The organism is Alteromonas sp. CNT1-28 (assembly GCF_022348345.1).
In the GTDB taxonomy this organism is placed as follows: Bacteria; Pseudomonadota; Gammaproteobacteria; order Enterobacterales; family Alteromonadaceae; genus Alteromonas; species Alteromonas macleodii.
On sequence record NZ_JAKREZ010000053.1, the window covers coordinates 1 to 15448 of the forward strand.

Annotated in this window: 17 protein-coding genes and 1 pseudogene; 13 read left to right on the forward strand and 5 right to left on the reverse strand. The window is 52.8% G+C overall.

Going from position 1 to position 15448, the window contains the following annotated elements:
• Positions 1–101 precede the first annotated feature (101 nt).
• The 3 genes from MHN02_RS20310 to MHN02_RS20320 form a co-directional block, all read right to left on the reverse strand.
• Entirely contained in the window at positions 102–401 is a 300-nt protein-coding gene (locus tag MHN02_RS20310; RefSeq protein ID WP_069945523.1) for a hypothetical protein, read from the reverse strand.
• Between the two features lie 398 nt (positions 402–799).
• The gene (gene msrP, locus MHN02_RS20315) at positions 800–1801 is read right to left on the reverse strand and encodes a protein-methionine-sulfoxide reductase catalytic subunit MsrP (protein WP_069945524.1); all 1002 of its coding nucleotides are present in this window, start codon (positions 1799–1801) and stop codon (positions 800–802) included.
• Between the two features lie 213 nt (positions 1802–2014).
• Positions 2015–2506, reverse strand: a complete 492-nt coding sequence (locus MHN02_RS20320) for an acyloxyacyl hydrolase (protein ID WP_069945525.1) — start codon at positions 2504–2506, stop codon at positions 2015–2017.
• Positions 2507–2725: 219 nt separating this feature from the next.
• On the opposite strand from MHN02_RS20320, the gene MHN02_RS20325 reads away from it, so the two are divergent.
• From MHN02_RS20325 to MHN02_RS20375, 11 genes are all read left to right on the forward strand, one after another.
• Positions 2726–3346: a cytochrome P460 family protein gene (locus MHN02_RS20325; RefSeq protein WP_069945526.1), complete on the forward strand. Its 621-nt coding sequence runs from the start codon at positions 2726–2728 to the stop codon at positions 3344–3346.
• A gap of 116 nt (positions 3347–3462) precedes the next feature.
• The gene (gene msrB, locus MHN02_RS20330; protein ID WP_069945527.1) at positions 3463–3912 is read left to right on the forward strand and encodes a peptide-methionine (R)-S-oxide reductase MsrB; all 450 of its coding nucleotides are present in this window, start codon (positions 3463–3465) and stop codon (positions 3910–3912) included.
• Positions 3905–4435, forward strand: coding sequence for a peptide-methionine (S)-S-oxide reductase MsrA (msrA, locus tag MHN02_RS20335; protein ID WP_069945528.1), 531 nt, complete (start codon positions 3905–3907; stop codon positions 4433–4435). Before msrB ends, msrA begins: the two co-directional genes overlap by 8 nt.
• A gap of 21 nt (positions 4436–4456) precedes the next feature.
• On the forward strand, positions 4457–4735 hold the full coding sequence (locus MHN02_RS20340) for a DUF427 domain-containing protein (RefSeq protein ID WP_069945529.1): 279 nt from the start codon (positions 4457–4459) through the stop codon (positions 4733–4735).
• A 129-nt stretch (positions 4736–4864) separates the two neighbouring features.
• Positions 4865–6088 (forward strand): ergothioneine biosynthesis protein EgtB, encoded by a 1224-nt coding sequence (gene egtB, locus MHN02_RS20345; RefSeq protein WP_069945530.1) that lies wholly within the window; start codon positions 4865–4867, stop codon positions 6086–6088.
• 2 nt (positions 6089–6090) lie between these two features.
• Positions 6091–7077 carry an L-histidine N(alpha)-methyltransferase gene (egtD, locus tag MHN02_RS20350; protein WP_069945531.1) on the forward strand — a complete coding sequence of 329 codons (987 nt, stop codon included), beginning with the start codon at positions 6091–6093 and terminating at the stop codon, positions 7075–7077.
• A gap of 7 nt (positions 7078–7084) precedes the next feature.
• Positions 7085–8029, forward strand: coding sequence for a YeeE/YedE thiosulfate transporter family protein (locus tag MHN02_RS20355; RefSeq protein ID WP_069945532.1), 945 nt, complete (start codon positions 7085–7087; stop codon positions 8027–8029).
• Between the two features lie 70 nt (positions 8030–8099).
• Positions 8100–9215 (forward strand): alpha/beta fold hydrolase, encoded by a 1116-nt coding sequence (locus MHN02_RS20360; RefSeq protein WP_069945533.1) that lies wholly within the window; start codon positions 8100–8102, stop codon positions 9213–9215.
• Positions 9205–10194 (forward strand): CorA family divalent cation transporter, encoded by a 990-nt coding sequence (locus tag MHN02_RS20365; protein ID WP_069945534.1) that lies wholly within the window; start codon positions 9205–9207, stop codon positions 10192–10194. The genes MHN02_RS20360 and MHN02_RS20365 overlap by 11 nt, the downstream gene beginning before the upstream one ends.
• A gap of 306 nt (positions 10195–10500) precedes the next feature.
• Positions 10501–11847, forward strand: coding sequence for an NAD(P)/FAD-dependent oxidoreductase (locus MHN02_RS20370; RefSeq protein ID WP_069945535.1), 1347 nt, complete (start codon positions 10501–10503; stop codon positions 11845–11847).
• 58 nt (positions 11848–11905) lie between these two features.
• A complete protein-coding gene (locus MHN02_RS20375; RefSeq protein ID WP_069945536.1) occupies positions 11906–12418 on the forward strand; it encodes a peptide-methionine (S)-S-oxide reductase in 513 nt (170 codons plus the stop codon).
• A gap of 7 nt (positions 12419–12425) precedes the next feature.
• Here the strand turns inward: MHN02_RS20375 and MHN02_RS20380 are convergent, their stop codons facing one another.
• Positions 12426–13214 carry a PhzF family phenazine biosynthesis protein gene (locus MHN02_RS20380; protein ID WP_069945537.1) on the reverse strand — a complete coding sequence of 263 codons (789 nt, stop codon included), beginning with the start codon at positions 13212–13214 and terminating at the stop codon, positions 12426–12428.
• Positions 13215–13352: 138 nt separating this feature from the next.
• On the opposite strand from MHN02_RS20380, the pseudogene MHN02_RS20385 reads away from it, so the two are divergent.
• Positions 13353–13560 (forward strand): annotated as a pseudogene (locus tag MHN02_RS20385) (integrase core domain-containing protein); the annotation flags it as partial.
• 50 nt (positions 13561–13610) lie between these two features.
• Complete coding sequence (locus MHN02_RS20390) at positions 13611–14411, forward strand: hypothetical protein (RefSeq protein ID WP_139125491.1); 801 nt, start codon at positions 13611–13613, stop codon at positions 14409–14411.
• An 11-nt stretch (positions 14412–14422) separates the two neighbouring features.
• Here MHN02_RS20390 and MHN02_RS20395 read toward each other — a convergent pair whose 3' ends face one another.
• Positions 14423–14836, reverse strand: coding sequence for a cation:proton antiporter (locus MHN02_RS20395; RefSeq protein ID WP_069945539.1), 414 nt, complete (start codon positions 14834–14836; stop codon positions 14423–14425).
• Between the last annotated feature and the right edge of the window lie 612 nt (positions 14837–15448).

Here is a 15448-nt window from a genome sequence, read left to right on the forward strand (position 1 = left end):
CAGGGCTGTTCCGTATTAAATGTACGATATTTACCTAATTTGCCACACTTATAAGTAGTAACCCACCTCCGCAGCCATTTATTGGTGTGGTCTACAGAGGATTATGTCTTTTTAGAGGGGAAAATCCCTAGAACCCCACGTTCATCGGTATTTGTGGATTCCCCTTCAAACACGGTTTGGATGACCGCAAAGCCCACCCCCAGATCCGCCAGGTGCTCATGCATATATTGCAGGGCAGGGAAGCCGAAGGAATGGCAGCCAGGGCACCAGTGCTGAAAACAATACAACAGTCGGTAACCGTCACCTAACTCGGCAAGGGTGACTGGCGCACGCGGTGCGCCGTCATGATCAATCCATTGGTTAACCCGCAGCTCCGGGGCCTGAAAATAAGAGGTTGTCATCGTGCACTCCTGATGGTGGATAACGTGGCATCCACGGTTGATCAAGGCATTAAGTATTAGATATACCGCCGTCTATCGTTAAATGCAATCCCCCACCAGACAAGTGTCTATTTACTGGGTGTTTGAGTAACCGGATGAATGCAGATATGCATAAAGACGTGTTTTGACAAGGCAAAAGGGCTATTAACCACCGGCAGGTGGAGTGAGACGGTAAAACGAGTGGAGGCGTACACACTCCGCTCAAACCCTGTAATGTAAAAGCTGGAACACAGCATTTTAGCCCGTTAAGTTTAGCACATTATTTGGCTAATAACAGGAGATGCTGGCGTTTTTCGCGGGGGTATGTACGTGTCCCCGATTGTGCGCCATCATATTGGTCGCTACGGGCCTGCTGCGCGTCAGAAAAAACGGCGCAGATCAAGACGGCTATACAATGAGGCGACGTCGTCATACCCGTTAAAGGGTAATGTCGGGATACGGTTACGTGTAAACAGCCCACCGCTGGTCAGCCGTCGCTCACTTGCCTGACTCCAGCGGGGGTGATCGACCTCCGGATTCACATTCGCATAAAACCCATATTCCTTTGGTGCATATTGCTGCCAGGTGGTTGGAGGTTGGTGCTCGGTGAGTGTGATCCGCACAATCGATTTAATGCTTTTAAACCCATACTTCCAGGGGACGACGAGTCGGATCGGCGCGCCATTTTGGGGTGGTAAAGTTTTACCGTACAGGCCGACGGACATCAGGGTTAACGGGTGCATTGCTTCGTCAAGCCGTAGCCCTTCCACATATGGAAAGTCGATGCCGGCGTGAAATGCGCTGCGTCGCTGGCCGGGCATTTGCTCGGGATCATGTAGGGTTTGGAAGGCAACATAACGTGCACTGCCCAGTGGGTGTGCCCGTTTGATGAGGTGGCGTAGCCCAAACCCAATCCACGGGATCACCATGGACCACGCTTCCACGCAGCGTAATCGATAAATACGCTCTTCCAATGGAAAGAGGCTCAGCAGATCGTCATGATCCAACGTATAGGGAGAGGCGACCAGACCATCCACCGTCAGTGTCCAGGGGGACGAGGCAAAGTGTCGGGCGTTGTGCTGAGGCGCGTCTTTCTCGGCGCCAAACTCGTAAAAGTTGTTGTGTGAGATCACTTTAGCACGGGGCGTCAGCGGCTCGTCTGACCGATAAGCATCAGGCTGCGTAAATGTCAGCGGTGTTGGCTTGGTGGCGGGGGCCGGGCCCTGGGCGAACCATGGGCGGGCGTGGGCCAGTGGTGTCAGTAATGCGCCGGTGCCAACAAGCCCGATCCCTTTGAGCACGTCACGGCGTGATAGATACACGGACTCATCAGTGATCTGATGCTCGCGTATAGGGTGACGAGGTAAACAACGGATCAACATAAACACACTCCAGATGTACAAAACACATAGCGGATGTAAAGCATAGCCGATGGGGCGGTATGTTGCGTATAAGTACACCGGGTATCCCCTTTGCCTGTCTGCAGTCCATGTGACAGGCAGTGCCGTCGCGCGGGCTATTTTGCGGCGCTATACCACAGCATAATGGGGCACACATTTACCGTCGGGATCAACGGGCTTGACAAGGGTGTTAGGCTAATCAAAGTGATAGATGAGGGAGAGAGCGATGGCCTCAGAGCCGGGGTTTTGATCGCCCAGGCCCGCATTAGAGATATGGCCGATTTCAAGCCGCATGTACCATTGTGGTGAGAGACGTCTGTCCACGTTAAGCCGGGTATAGTATTCGACTTTATGGCCCAGTTGCTTCGGGCGCTCCATAAAGCCGATATGCATGGCGCCACCGATACGCCAGTGCGGGCCCAGGGAGGAATCATAGGCAACACCGAAGGCATAGTACTGTTGCCCCTGATCGGCAAAGAATGCCATCAGGGTTGGCCGCACGTTATATCCCCCGGGCAACGGGGCAAGGGTATACGTGACGTGCAGCGCCTCACGATCGGCATTATCAAACACGGCCCAGTTTGCAACGCCGGTGGTGAGATAAGGTGAGCCAACGGCCTGAGCCGGGCCACCGCCAAGACTAAAAAGCAGTGATACCACGGCGACGAGGTACAGCGGGGAACGCATTGGCTAGTGGATAGCCTTTTGTGGGTAAACACATCGGCAGCGGCATGACCTTGGTGCTGGCTTAGTATGCTGATCTGTCATGACGTTATTTATACACATAAGCAAACGTATGGAAGTGCCTCGAAAATTGCCCCAAACAAGAAAAAGTACAGCTTAATGGCGAGTTATGCTATTAATGCTAGGGCATTAACATTTTATTTACAATAACGCGGGATAATAATGATGAACAAACAACGCACCTGGATCCTTTTACTATTACTGACCGTATTGAGTATGGCGCTATCTGGCTGCCAGGAAAAAGAGCAGGCAGACACGGCGGCCGTGAGTGAAGCGGAAATACTGGAGGCCGAAGCGGTTGGCGACGATGTTGATCCCACGTGGCTCCCTAGCGCACCAACCCCTAGTATGTCACCGGCGGAAATCCCCCTTAGCAACGAGGCGCTGTTTATCTACCTGACGAGTCAGGCGTATCGCAGCTTTGCCAATCAGGAAATGGAAACGCACCGGACAACGGGCCCACATACCCAGTTTGGATTACCGGTACGGGTGTTTTATAACGACACGATTGCCGCAGCGATAAAAGCCGATGCAGCGACATACCCGACGGGCAGTGGTATCGTCAAAGAGATGTACGATGAATCAGAGGCGCTGGCTGGCTGGGCGGTGATGGTCAAAACACAGGACAACTCGGATAATGGTAAAGGGTGGTTCTGGTATGAAGTGACCAGTGCAACCGATGGCACGAAACTGCAGGCGTCAGGCAATGGCGTTCCAGGCTGCTTTGGCTGTCATATTGGCGGCAAAGACATGGTGCTAAGCCGTACAGACGAAATTAAATAGTGTGATAATGCTGAAGGGGGTCCCCTTCAGTGGGTATGCGCATGCGTGCGTAATTGACAGTGAAAGACCAGCGCTTCGACGCTGGTCTTTTCTCTGTCCTTGATAGGAGTAACAGTATGTTGAATTGGAATACCGTCATCGGGTATGCGAGCAAGGGTAACCCGGCCCCCGATCGCCGGGTAGAAAAAACGGATGAGCAGTGGGCCGAGCAGTTGACCAGTGATCAATTTCAGATCACGCGACGAAAGGGTACCGAGAGGGCCTTTTCTGGCGAGCATTGCGGCATCTTTAAACAGGGCCGTTACGCGTGCATTTGCTGTGATGAGCCACTGTTTAATGCCAATGAGAAGTTTGATTCTGGCTCGGGCTGGCCGAGCTTTACTCAGCCACTGAAAGATAATGTGATCAATTACATTCAGGACACGTCGCACGGTATGCATCGTGTTGAGGTGACCTGCAGTATTTGCGACAGCCACTTAGGGCATGTATTTCCGGACGGTCCGGAGCCAACGGGGCTACGCTATTGTATTAATTCACTATCATTAAAGGCGGTGGATGATGAGTAACATGATACAGGCAACATTTGGTGGCGGGTGCTTTTGGTGTGTTGAAGCAGTCGTTCAGCGGCTAAAGGGTGTACATAAGGTTGAGTCGGGTTACAGCGGTGGCTCATCATCGGATGCTGACTATAAGAAGGTGTGCTCTGGCGGGACAGATCATGTGGAGGTGGTGCAGGTGACCTTTGAGCCTGACGTGATCAGTTATTATGATCTATTGGTGGTCTTTTTGACCAGCCATGATCCGACTCAGGTCAACCGGCAAGGGGCGGATGTGGGGACCCAGTATCGCTCGGTGATCTTCTATCATGATCCTGAGCAACAAGCGACGGCAGAGCAGGTGATCGCCGATCTACAACCGCGCTTTGGCACGCCGATCGCCACGCGCGTGGAGCCCCTTGATGTGTTTTACCCCGCGGAAGGTTACCATCAAAATTATTATGCAAATAACCCGCAAAACCGGTATTGTTCAATGGTCATTGAGCCGAAGCTGTCAAAGCTGCGGGCAGCGTACCAAGATAAACTGAAATAACAAAGTGTTACAGGAGAGCATATGAAAGCTACATGGAACGGGGTTGTTATCGCAGAGTCGGATAACACTGAGGTTGTCGAGGGCAACCATTACTTTCCCCCTGATGCGATTAACGCGTCGTATTTTAAACCCAGTTCGTTTCGTACCACCTGCCCATGGAAGGGTGAGGCGCATTATTACCACGTTGAGGTGGGGGATGCCGTTAACGAAAATGCCGCATGGTTTTACCCCGCACCGTCAACGGCGGCAGCGGCGATCAAAGATCATGTCGCATTCTGGAATGGTGTAGAGGTGGCCTGACCGACGTTGTTACACTTGTTGGACGCGCCCGGTGGCGCGTCGTATGCGTGCCGAGTCAGCATGGTATGTGAACGCCTGGTATGTTGGCACGGCACTTAACACATAACCACACCAATCCTATAATAATTTATGCAACATAATGAGAATTCTGCCTTTCAGGCCGTCCGTGCACTCAGCGCGCAGCTTGTCGAGCCGTTATCGGAAGCAGACGCCCAGCTTCAGTCGATGCCCGACGCCAGTCCTGCCAAATGGCACCTGGCACACACCACCTGGTTTTTTGAGACGCTGATTTTGCGGCAACACCTGCCGCAGTATGTGCCGTTTGACGATGATTTTACGTACTTATTCAATTCGTATTACAACGGCATTGGTGAGCAATATCCACGCGCCGCACGCGGGCTTATTTCGCGGCCCAGTTTAGCCCAGATCATGGCATACCGAGCGTATGTCGACGCACACATTTTGCAGTTATATGAGCAGGGTCTCACCCCGGAGGTGGCATCATTGCTCACGCTGGGATGCCACCATGAGCACCAGCATCAGGAGCTCTTGTTAACCGACATTAAACACGCACTGGCACAAAACCCGCAGGCGCCGGTTTACATGGCATCGTCCCGTGGTGATGCCATGTATAGTGCGCACCATTGGCTGCGGTTTGATGAAGGACTGTATACCATCGGACATGATACGGACGGCTTTGCGTTTGATAACGAGTCGCCGGCGCATACGGTGTATCTGCAGCCGTTTTCATTGTCATCGCGGCTAGTGACCAATGCTGACTATCAGGCCTTTATTGAGGATGGGGGGTATCAAAACCCGTTATTATGGCTCTCTGATGGGTGGGCACATCTTCAGGCGCACGACGTACAATTGCCCTTGTATTGGCGCTATACCGACGGGCAGTATCAGCACTTTACACTTAGCGGGCTGCAGCCGGTGTTACCGCATCAGCCGGTGACGCACGTGAGCTATTATGAAGCAGAGGCCTATGCTCGCTGGGCCGGCGTGCGGTTACCCACCGAATTTGAATGGGAGGTGGCGGCACGTGCACAACCCACGCGCGGACCGTTTTTATCCCTCGATTGTTTGTGTCCTACGGCCGAGCCAGGCCCGGGGCTGACCCACATGACCGGACAATGTTGGCAATGGACCGCCAGCCACTATGGCGCTTATCCGGGGTATCAACCATTTAGTGGGCCGGCTGGCGAATACAATGGTAAATTCATGTGCAGTCAGTATGTGCTGCGGGGGGGCTCATGCGTGACCCCCGGTGCCTCTTACCGTGATACCTATCGTAACTTTTTTTACCCCCACCACGCGTGGCAATTTACTGGAATACGACTAGCAAAATAACAATGAAAGATTTTACCTTATCGCAACCCACCGAGTGTTATGACTCGGAATTTTTACACGATACCTTACAAGGATTGTCCCACCCTCAGAAATGCCTGCCGAGCAAGTATTTTTATGACGCGTACGGCTCTCAGCTGTTTACCGACATCTGCACACTGAAGGAGTACTATGTCACGCGCACGGAAACCGCACTGCTTGAGCGTGTCAAGGGTGACATTGCCCGGCTATTAGGTCCACATGTGCATGTGATTGAGCCGGGCGCGGGGGCCAGTGACAAAGTGCAGGTGTTGATGGCGCACCTGTCAGCGCCGCAACAACTGACATTAACGGATATCTCGGCGGAGATCCTACAGGCTGCGGGCAAGCGCCTTGAGCAATGTTTCCCGGGGCTGCCGGTCAATACGGTGGTGGGGGACTTTACGCGCTTACATGCGCTTCCGCCGCCCGCCCTTGCGCCGACGCGCGGTCGCCAGGTGGTGTATTTCCCTGGCTCCACCATTGGTAACTTTTCGCCCATAGAGGCCGGCCGCTTGTTATCAATGTTCGGTAGTTGGGTCGGCGAAAAGGGATTGCTGCTGATCGGCGTTGATCAGATCAAGTCCACCCCGTTACTGGAGCGCGCGTATAATGATGATCAGGGCGTGACAGCCGCCTTTAATCTTAACCTGTTAAGCCGGATCAATCGGGAATTGGAGGGGACATTCGATCTCGGGCAGTTTCGTCATCATGCCTTTTTCAATGAAGAGCAATCACGCATTGAGATGCACCTGATCAGTACACGCGCACAGACCGTGCAGGTTGCCGGGCAACCGTTTGCGTTTACACAAGGCGAGAGTATCCATACAGAGAACTCGTACAAGTATACCCCCGAGGGGTTCATTCAGATGGCACGGGCGGCGGATTGGTACCCGATCAAGCATTGGCACGACGCCGCGCGGTGGTTTGGACTACACTTGATGGAATACCGCCCGTCCTCCACTGTTCGGTAAGCGTCATATGAGCAGCCCGTTGTTGCTAATCATGCTCGTGCTGGCCACTGGGGTGCTGGGGTATGCACTGAAGCGCGCGGGCTTTTGTATGGTCGACGTCGTACTCCAGGCGTATCGGCGTGGGGTATATGGAAAGGCCTTGGCGTTGTGGTTAACGGTGATGGTGATCCTGATGGGGCATCTGCTGCTGGTGATATTGACCGGCGCAAGCAGCTGGCCAACCTATGCACTGAGTGGGACCAGCTTACTCGGTGGGGCGTTATTAGGGGTTGGTGCAGGTTTAAATCGCGGGTGTAATATCTCAACGTTTACCAAGCTTGCGGAAGGCCGCACCGAGATGCTGGCGACTATCACCGGATGGGGGCTGGGCGGTTTACTCATGGCGGCGATGGGGGCCGCATTGCCTGTCCCGCAGGCGGGTGGATCTCATAAGGCACTGCTGATAAGCGGTGTTGGCTTAGGTGGCGTGTGCGGGTATGCGTATTGGATGTGGCGACGCGTCCCGGCCAATAAACGGTTTGGGCTGCTCGCGGGGTTTCGTCATGCCCGTGGCATGATCTGGCTCATTGGTCCTTCGGCGGCACTGGTGACGGTTTTTTTACCTGACTGGGGCACCATTGGCAGTTTCTTCACCCTCAGTGTCACACAACCGGCGCACTTGCTCAGCACCTCGTCAATGTATGGGCTGGGCCTGGCAGTCCTGTTTACCGGTATGCTGGTAGCCAGTTGGCATATGCGCCGTTTTTCCCTGCGAGGGCCCCCCTTGCGGGTGTGGGGGCGGCATTTATTTGCGGGCCTGTTGATGGGCATGGGTGCGTATGGGATCCCGGGAGGCTCTGACACGCTCCTCTTTATCGGGCTTCCCGCATTGTCGCCACATGCGCCGGGGGCCATCGTCATGATGGCATTAGGGATATGGGGCGTTGAACGCCTACGTGCACAGCGCACATAAACGAGGGCTTATGTTGTTGCGTTGTGATGACATCAAGCTGAGTATGCATGACCATTGATGTGGAGAGACAATGAGTATAAATGTAACCTTTCCCAGCCAGGAGCATATGCTCTCAGGCTCACTTACCTTGCCTGTGCAGCGCCCGTGTGGGTACGCACTGTTTGCCCATTGTTTTACGTGCGGTAAAAACAGTGTGGCCGCGAGGCGGATCACCGACGCATTAAGCGCCCATGGTGTGGGCGTGTTGCGGTTTGACTTTACCGGATTAGGCGACAGTGAGGGGGAGTTCGGCAATACCAATTTTTCCTCAAATTTGGATGATCTGAAAGCGGCGGTAAGCTTTTTGCGTGAGCATTACCAGGCCCCTCAGCTGCTTATTGGGCATAGCTTGGGTGGGACGGCGGTGCTGGCCATGGCCGCCCAGGAGCCAGAGGTGAAAGCGGTGGTGAGCATTGGCGCGCCGTTCAGTGCCGGCCACGTGGTTCATAATTTTGAACAGGCAGTTCAGACGATAGCACGTGCGGGGGAAGCGACGGTGGATTTGGGGGGGCGGCCCTTCACGATCAAGCAACAGTTTTTAGAGGATGTCGCTCACTTTGACGGGCGCCAATTGGCGGGTATGAAAAAGGCACTGTTATTGATGCATGCACCCACCGATCGAATTGTGGCGATAGATGAGGCTGAAAAGATCTACCATGCCGCCAAGCACCCAAAAAGTTTTGTCAGTTTAGATAAAGCCGATCATCTGTTGACCAAACCGGCAGATGCTGAATATGTGGCCGACACGATCGCGGCCTGGAGCCGTCGTTTTTGGAGCAGTGCGGTGATAGAGGATACGCCTTCGGCGTTAGAAAAGGGGCAGGTTGAGGTGGCCGAGTTTGATCATGTGTTGACCCAGCGGGTGTCCAGTGCGGCCCACCAGTGGATAATGGATGAGCCTGTTGCGTTGGGCGGCGGCGATCGGGGGCCTGATCCCTATGAGCACCTGTTAGCCGCGCTGGGCGGGTGTACCGCGATGACGTTGCGGCTGTATGCCACACGCAAACAGTGGCCACTGACGCATGTTGAGGTACGCCAGGCGCACGGGATCACGCCAATAGAATCTGACACCATCATTGATGAGGTGTGTCACGAAGCGGGGGGCATATGCCCCATGTGCAAACAGGAGTTGGATCATGCCCCTTAAACCGCTCGCGCCCGATATGCTGGCCCCGGATGCGTTATTATACGGTGCCAACCTGACCACAAGCATGACCTGGGCGCCGGGGCAGCCGCTGCCCGCACCCGGCGACTGTGTGTGGTACCATTTGTGTGCCATTAATATCGCGACCCGCACCTGGTTGGAAGCGTCCCAGCGGATGAGCAGTACCACTATTGATGCCATGTTGGCAGAAGATACCCGTCCACGGGTATTGATCAAACCCGACGGCGTATTGATCAACGTGCGGGCCATTAATACGTATTGTCCTACTCACCCGGAGCAAATGGTATCGCTGCGCATCTGGACTGATGGTGATGTGGTGCTGACCTGCCGACGCGATGACAACCAGGCGGTTGAGCAACTGCGTGAGCACATTACCCAGCGCCGCGGCCCATTGACCGCGGGCGGTTTGGTGGTCGCGTTGATGCGCGAAGTCTATGAGGAAATTGAGCACTACATTGACGAGCTGGAGCGGTGTGTGGCTGAGCTGGAGCTGCATGTCAATGCTGATGATGCACTGCAGCGTCCCCCGCATAATATCAGTGATGTGCGGCGTAAAATTGCGTTATACCGGCGCTATATTTTCCCGCAGGCCAAGCTGCTCAGTGATCTGTCACAGGCGTCTATCGGCTGGTTATCGGACCGGCAGCGGGCGGATATTATTGAACAGCACGATCGGGTGTTACGGTATACCGAAGAGCTCAATGATATCCGGGATCGCGCAGAGATCCTGTATGAGGAAATTAAATACCAGCAGGGCGCCGAATTAAACAAAACCACCTACCTGTTTTCAATCGCCGCAACAATTTTTTTACCCCTGTCCTTTTTAACCGGCCTGTTGGGGATCAACGTGGGGGGGATACCGGGCGCCGCCGTTGATTTTGCGTTTTGGATCTTTGTGGTGTTGTGTGTCATGGTCGTGGGCGCACAGATCGTGTACTTTCGGCGCAAGAAGTGGTTTTAGCGGTGGAATGGTTAACAGCACTTAACACCTACCCTCACGGGTACAGTGAAGCGTGGTTCGACGGACGCCGATACGGCGTGACGCGCCATCGTCACGTGCAAGGGCGGGCAGAAACGTTTTATGCCGAGCGGCTCGGTGGTCAGGACGTGATCAGTTGCAATGTTTATCATACCCATGTCCCGTTACTCAAGCCGTGCGAGATGTCGGCGGAAAAAGTTATCGATTTTTTAATCCGCAGTCGCCCCATTACCACAGCGTAAACGCGACGCGCAGTATCACTTAAAGAATGTACATAGGAAATTCATTATGACAGCACAGTATCATACGATTATCTTGGGCGGCGGGAACGCCGGATTTGGCGTCTCATCCGTGCTTAAGGAGGCGGGAAAATCCATGGCCATTGTTGAGCAGGCCGAGTTTGGTGGCACCTGCCCTAATCGCGGTTGTACCCCGAAAAAGATTTTAGTTGAAGCTGCTGGGTGCCTGGACATGATCCGCCGGGCTGAGGCACACGGTATTGAGGTTTCTGCGCCCGTGATCCATTGGGAAAAGCTGATCGCACGCAAGGACGAGATGATCGGCTTTATCCCCGGTGCGATGCATAAACTGGCGGACAATCGGGCGACGGTATACCGCGGTCAGGCACGCTTTACCGGGCCTAATCAGATCACGGTCGGCGACGATGTCCTGGAAGCAGAAAACATCGTCATTGCCACAGGCTCTAAAACCCGTCCGTTACCTATCCCGGGGGCTGAGCACCTGCTAACGTCAGATGATGTGCTGACGCTACGTGAACTGCCCGACTCGGTTGTGTTTGTCGGCGGGGGGGTTATTGCCATGGAATTTAGCCATGTGTATGCCCGCGCGGGGGTTAAGGTGACGATTTTGGAGGCCATGCCACAGCTGCTGCCACGCCTGGACAGTGACGCGGTGCGGGTACTGCATGATGAGACAGAAAAGCTGGGCGTGACCATCCACACCGCGGTGCAGGTGCAGCAAATACGTCAGACGGACACGGGGATGGTGGTCGATTGTATGATTGATGACACCCATCATACCTTCATGGCGTCGCATGTTGTTAATGGTACCGGGCGGGTGGCCAATGTGGACGGACTGGATCTGCAGACGGCGGGGATCACGGTTGATCGTGGGCATATTGAGACTGACGCATACTTGCGCACGGTCGATAACCCTGCGGTCTGGATCGCAGGGGATGCCATTGCACGGGCGCCGCAGCTGTCGCCCGTGGCCACGCAGGAGGGCCGCCTGGTCGGACAAAATATTCTCAAGGCCATGTCACAAGCGACGGATTATCGCGTGATCCCGACGTCGGTCTTTACGCTGCCGACCCTCAGCAGTGTCGGGCTAACAGAGCAGGAAGCCACCGCGCAAGGCCTACAGGTGAAGGTGCAACAGGTTGAAATGGGGGATTGGTTTTCCTCCCGCTCGCATGTTGAGTCACGGGCTTGGGCCAAAGTGATCATTGATGAGGCCGCGGATGCGTTTGTGGGAGTGCACATTGTCGGGCATAAAGGTGAGGAGCTGATCAATATGTTTGCCATGGCCATGCGCCACAACATTACCGCGACGCATTTCAAAGCGGATCTGCTTGCTTATCCGACCTTTGGCGCGGACATTCAAAACTGGTGGTGATCCGGTGCTCGCGTCCGGGCCTGTGCTGCCCGGGCAACGGCACGAATAGGAGGTGACAATGGCAGCGGACGTATCCATCGGGTTAGGGGGCAGTTGCTACTGGTGTACCGAAGCCATTTTTGCCTCCTTAAAAGGGGTTGTACAGGTGGAGCAGGGATGGCTGAGCAGCTACGGTGAGCAGCATTGGCCCTCAGAAGGGATCATCATGCGTTTTGATCCGCAGCAGATCACGTTATGCGACCTGATTGATATTCATTTGCATACGCACAGCAGCACCGCCGATCACAGTCGTCGTCACAAATACCGCAGTGCGGTGTACACCTATAATGATGCTCAACAGGCTGCGGCACAGGCCTGTTTAGTGCAGCTGCAATCCCAGTTTGATAAACCCTTGATCACGCGGGCGTATCGGCTCAACACATTTGAACGTTCGGCCGCGCACTATCAGGATTATTACTATACCGATCCCCAGCGCCCCTTTTGTCAGAACATCATCACCCCCAAACTGCGTCAGTTGTTGGCCTTGTATCAGGATAAGGTGGATGAAACGCGGTTAAGACTGGATACCTGAGCCGCAGTTATTCACCGACAAGGGTGACAATGTGCGTGTGATCATTATCCCAATATAACTGATAGATCCCGCCTTCTGCTGAGAGTTGGCGGCAGGTATACACCTCTGATGTCCGGACGTGCCAAAAGGCTGAGAGAACGGGAGCCGCAGAGCCGGTGGCGGGATCTTCAGGGGCGCCGTACTGGGGGGCAAAATAGCGGAAATAGATATCATTCACGGATAGGATATCGCGCGAGGTCACGATCAGGGCTCGTTTGGTAAACGCACTGTACTGCTTAGCAGGGAGTGTAAAATCCGCAACATGGGCCCGGTTAGGTAGCTGGATCACGTAGTAACCATCTTCAGCCTGGGTTTCCATTATGCGCCCCAATGGCACGTTTAAGAGACGTTTTAGTTCGTATGGTCGCGGAGCGGGATACAGCTTGATGTTATTGATGCGCATGATGTAGAGCTGTGCTTTTAGCTGAGTGACATGCAACATGTCATGGGCATAATGAAAGGTGACTTGGTTGGCTGCAGGATGTAGGTGTGTTAGCACGATGTCTGCTGCCGCGAGGGTCGCATGCCCGCATAACTGGATCTCCTGGGTCGGAGAAAACCAGCGAATGTGGTAAATCGGCCCCTCGGCTTGTTGGCCGGTATCGGCGATAAACGCCGTAACGCGCTGATGGGTCTTGGCCCATGTTAACAGTTGCTCGGGTGATTGAAGCTCCGTGGCGGTGCAGGGGTGTACACATGCCCAGTTACCTTTTTCTTTCACAGAATAAAATACACGCCGATGCAACGCTTTGTGCATATCTCCTCCATTGGTATCCGGCCCAAATATTTAAGTATAGTCATTTTACCTGGGCTCGGGTTTTTAACCAATGCACCAACGGTCACCGGTTAACAACGCCTCTCGCAAGTGAAAACACTGATGGTGGGTTAATATAGGAATAATGGCACGGAGTTCACCAGCAAAGCTATGTTCTTCTGGAGCAAAGAGTCAGGTGTAGAGCTAGCATTTTCTCGCCCAGGCAAGCCCACTGACAACGCGTTTGTGAAAAGTCTCAATGGTAAATTCAGAACATTACTATCATGTTCGACCTCATAGTTCATTGAATTATTTATCGCCTGTTGAGTATGCAAAGCAGGCTGCATAATATGAAAAACCTCATCGAAAAATTGGTGTTAGTTCAGGGGAAAAGTCAACATGGACATCCCCATAAGCTCACCTTACACTTTAGTGCATAATGTTGTTAATAGAGTGTTGAACATGCGAGATCTCATCGGAGGGCTTTTAGGAGGAATTTTTGGTTGGTTAACGTTGCCCGCTTGCGCCTACCAGGTTAACGTTGCTGAAGCTCTGAACTGGCACAGTTCAAAGGTGGAGATTGAGACGTATTATCGCCGGGTGTACCAACAGGCTAATATTGTGCCTCAATTCGTATATTACCCAGCTAAACGGGGGCTGAAATGGGTCAATGAGGGGCAGTTGGATGCTGAAGCAGTGCGGCTCGCCCTCATCGGTTCGCAATACCCAAATTTACGTCAGGTTCCCGTTCCGATTGCCACATTACGTACCGGCTTATTTTGCCTGACGCCGAGCGGCTGTGAGGGCTATGCCAATAGTATGATCGCTTATACCAAGGGGTATCGTGCTGCGCCGCACTTTTGTCAGCAGCAGCAATGGGATTGTGTTGAAGGCAACTCCCCGGGTGAGCTACGCAGGCTGCTATCGGCTGGACGTGTTGACGCATTATTATTACCTCTACATGATGTTGCTACCGTATTATGTGGGTTATCCGCATCACCACTTTTTTATATATTGAAGCCACAATTTGATCGGGCCGTTTATCATTATGTACACCATAAACACCACGCTATCATACCCGCACTTGTACGCGGCATAAGGCTCAGTGCACAACATAACCCCTTCGTTAATTTGCAGCAGCGGTGGCAGCAGCAGATCACCTCGTGCCAGGTGACGTTGTCGGCATTGCAAACGCCATGACGGATAGGCCCCTAGGCAGCGCGTACGAGCAGTCGTTTGATCACCAGCGGGTACACGATCAGTGACGTAAATATCATGATAAAGGCCATGGATAAAAAGGCCGGTTTAAGCATAAAATCATCAGGTAGCAGTAAAATCAACGCAATGGAAACAGCGCCGCGGGCTCCCGAAAAATTAAGTAACCAAAACGCATCAGATGATAGTGGTCGCGCCTCCAGCCGCAGTATCGGATACAACAAGGTTAATGCTAATAGCCGGGAAAGTAATAAACTCAGCAAAATAACACAAAGCATCACGACGCCAATTTGGGCCCAGGAAAAGTAGACGAATAAACTGGCCCCTAAGAGGAAAAACAAGATGGCATTGGCGATGTATTCAAAGTACTCCCACAGGTGATCATGAATATCTTTGTTGTGATCTCGCATATTGGCTTTTCCTAAACAAAAGGTCAAAATCACGTATAGCGAATGAGATACATTATCATGCACTTAAAAAGTGCTGACACCGGTTAACTTGAACCTTGTTGCTGGAAACACTGTATTAGGTAATCTTTCGGCCATAAGGCAACATCACTACTTATGTCTAATACCCTTTAGTATTAGACATAGGCAGAGAGAAAAACATGCGCGTAAATTGCTTCAATCTAATATATACTTCGACCTGTTAACCAATTAGTTTCACTTCAAACCTTCACTCATTTTGGATCGTACGATCCAAAAATATTCTTCACAAAATTGCATTAGTCTCGATATATCAACCGCTTACGACATCCCCCACAGGTCTGACCATGCGTTATTTATGGTTAAATGTGCCTGAGTCCTACTATTTAGTATCAACAATCATATGATGATCCAAAGCTGCTATTAGAGGAATATTCAATGAATACAATTGAGAATTATTTTCTATGCGTGAAAAAAGGGTTTTGTTTAGGGAAAACCTTTTTAAGTTCAGGTACGGTCAGACTTTTTGCACCGCCTCTGAGCTGGTTCAGGCTTAGTCCGTCATCAATGGCTGTTATGCTGTCCAGAAAGACGTGA

Excerpts from the sequence above, each read along its gene's own strand:
- MHN02_RS20310 (WP_069945523.1), bottom strand. The coding sequence starts at position 401 with ATGACAACCTCTTATTTTCAGGCCCCGGAGCTGCGGGTTAACCAATGG.
- msrP (WP_069945524.1), bottom strand. The coding sequence starts at position 1,801 with ATGTTGATCCGTTGTTTACCTCGTCACCCTATACGCGAGCATCAGATC.
- MHN02_RS20320 (WP_069945525.1), bottom strand. The coding sequence starts at position 2,506 with ATGCGTTCCCCGCTGTACCTCGTCGCCGTGGTATCACTGCTTTTTAGT.
- MHN02_RS20325 (WP_069945526.1), top strand. The coding sequence starts at position 2,726 with ATGATGAACAAACAACGCACCTGGATCCTTTTACTATTACTGACCGTA.
- msrB (WP_069945527.1), top strand. The coding sequence starts at position 3,463 with ATGTTGAATTGGAATACCGTCATCGGGTATGCGAGCAAGGGTAACCCG.
- msrA (WP_069945528.1), top strand. The coding sequence starts at position 3,905 with ATGAGTAACATGATACAGGCAACATTTGGTGGCGGGTGCTTTTGGTGT.
- MHN02_RS20340 (WP_069945529.1), top strand. The coding sequence starts at position 4,457 with ATGAAAGCTACATGGAACGGGGTTGTTATCGCAGAGTCGGATAACACT.
- egtB (WP_069945530.1), top strand. The coding sequence starts at position 4,865 with ATGCAACATAATGAGAATTCTGCCTTTCAGGCCGTCCGTGCACTCAGC.
- egtD (WP_069945531.1), top strand. The coding sequence starts at position 6,091 with ATGAAAGATTTTACCTTATCGCAACCCACCGAGTGTTATGACTCGGAA.
- MHN02_RS20355 (WP_069945532.1), top strand. The coding sequence starts at position 7,085 with ATGAGCAGCCCGTTGTTGCTAATCATGCTCGTGCTGGCCACTGGGGTG.
- MHN02_RS20360 (WP_069945533.1), top strand. The coding sequence starts at position 8,100 with ATGAGTATAAATGTAACCTTTCCCAGCCAGGAGCATATGCTCTCAGGC.
- MHN02_RS20365 (WP_069945534.1), top strand. The coding sequence starts at position 9,205 with ATGCCCCTTAAACCGCTCGCGCCCGATATGCTGGCCCCGGATGCGTTA.
- MHN02_RS20370 (WP_069945535.1), top strand. The coding sequence starts at position 10,501 with ATGACAGCACAGTATCATACGATTATCTTGGGCGGCGGGAACGCCGGA.
- MHN02_RS20375 (WP_069945536.1), top strand. The coding sequence starts at position 11,906 with ATGGCAGCGGACGTATCCATCGGGTTAGGGGGCAGTTGCTACTGGTGT.
- MHN02_RS20380 (WP_069945537.1), bottom strand. The coding sequence starts at position 13,214 with ATGCACAAAGCGTTGCATCGGCGTGTATTTTATTCTGTGAAAGAAAAA.
- MHN02_RS20390 (WP_139125491.1), top strand. The coding sequence starts at position 13,611 with ATGGACATCCCCATAAGCTCACCTTACACTTTAGTGCATAATGTTGTT.
- MHN02_RS20395 (WP_069945539.1), bottom strand. The coding sequence starts at position 14,836 with ATGCGAGATCACAACAAAGATATTCATGATCACCTGTGGGAGTACTTT.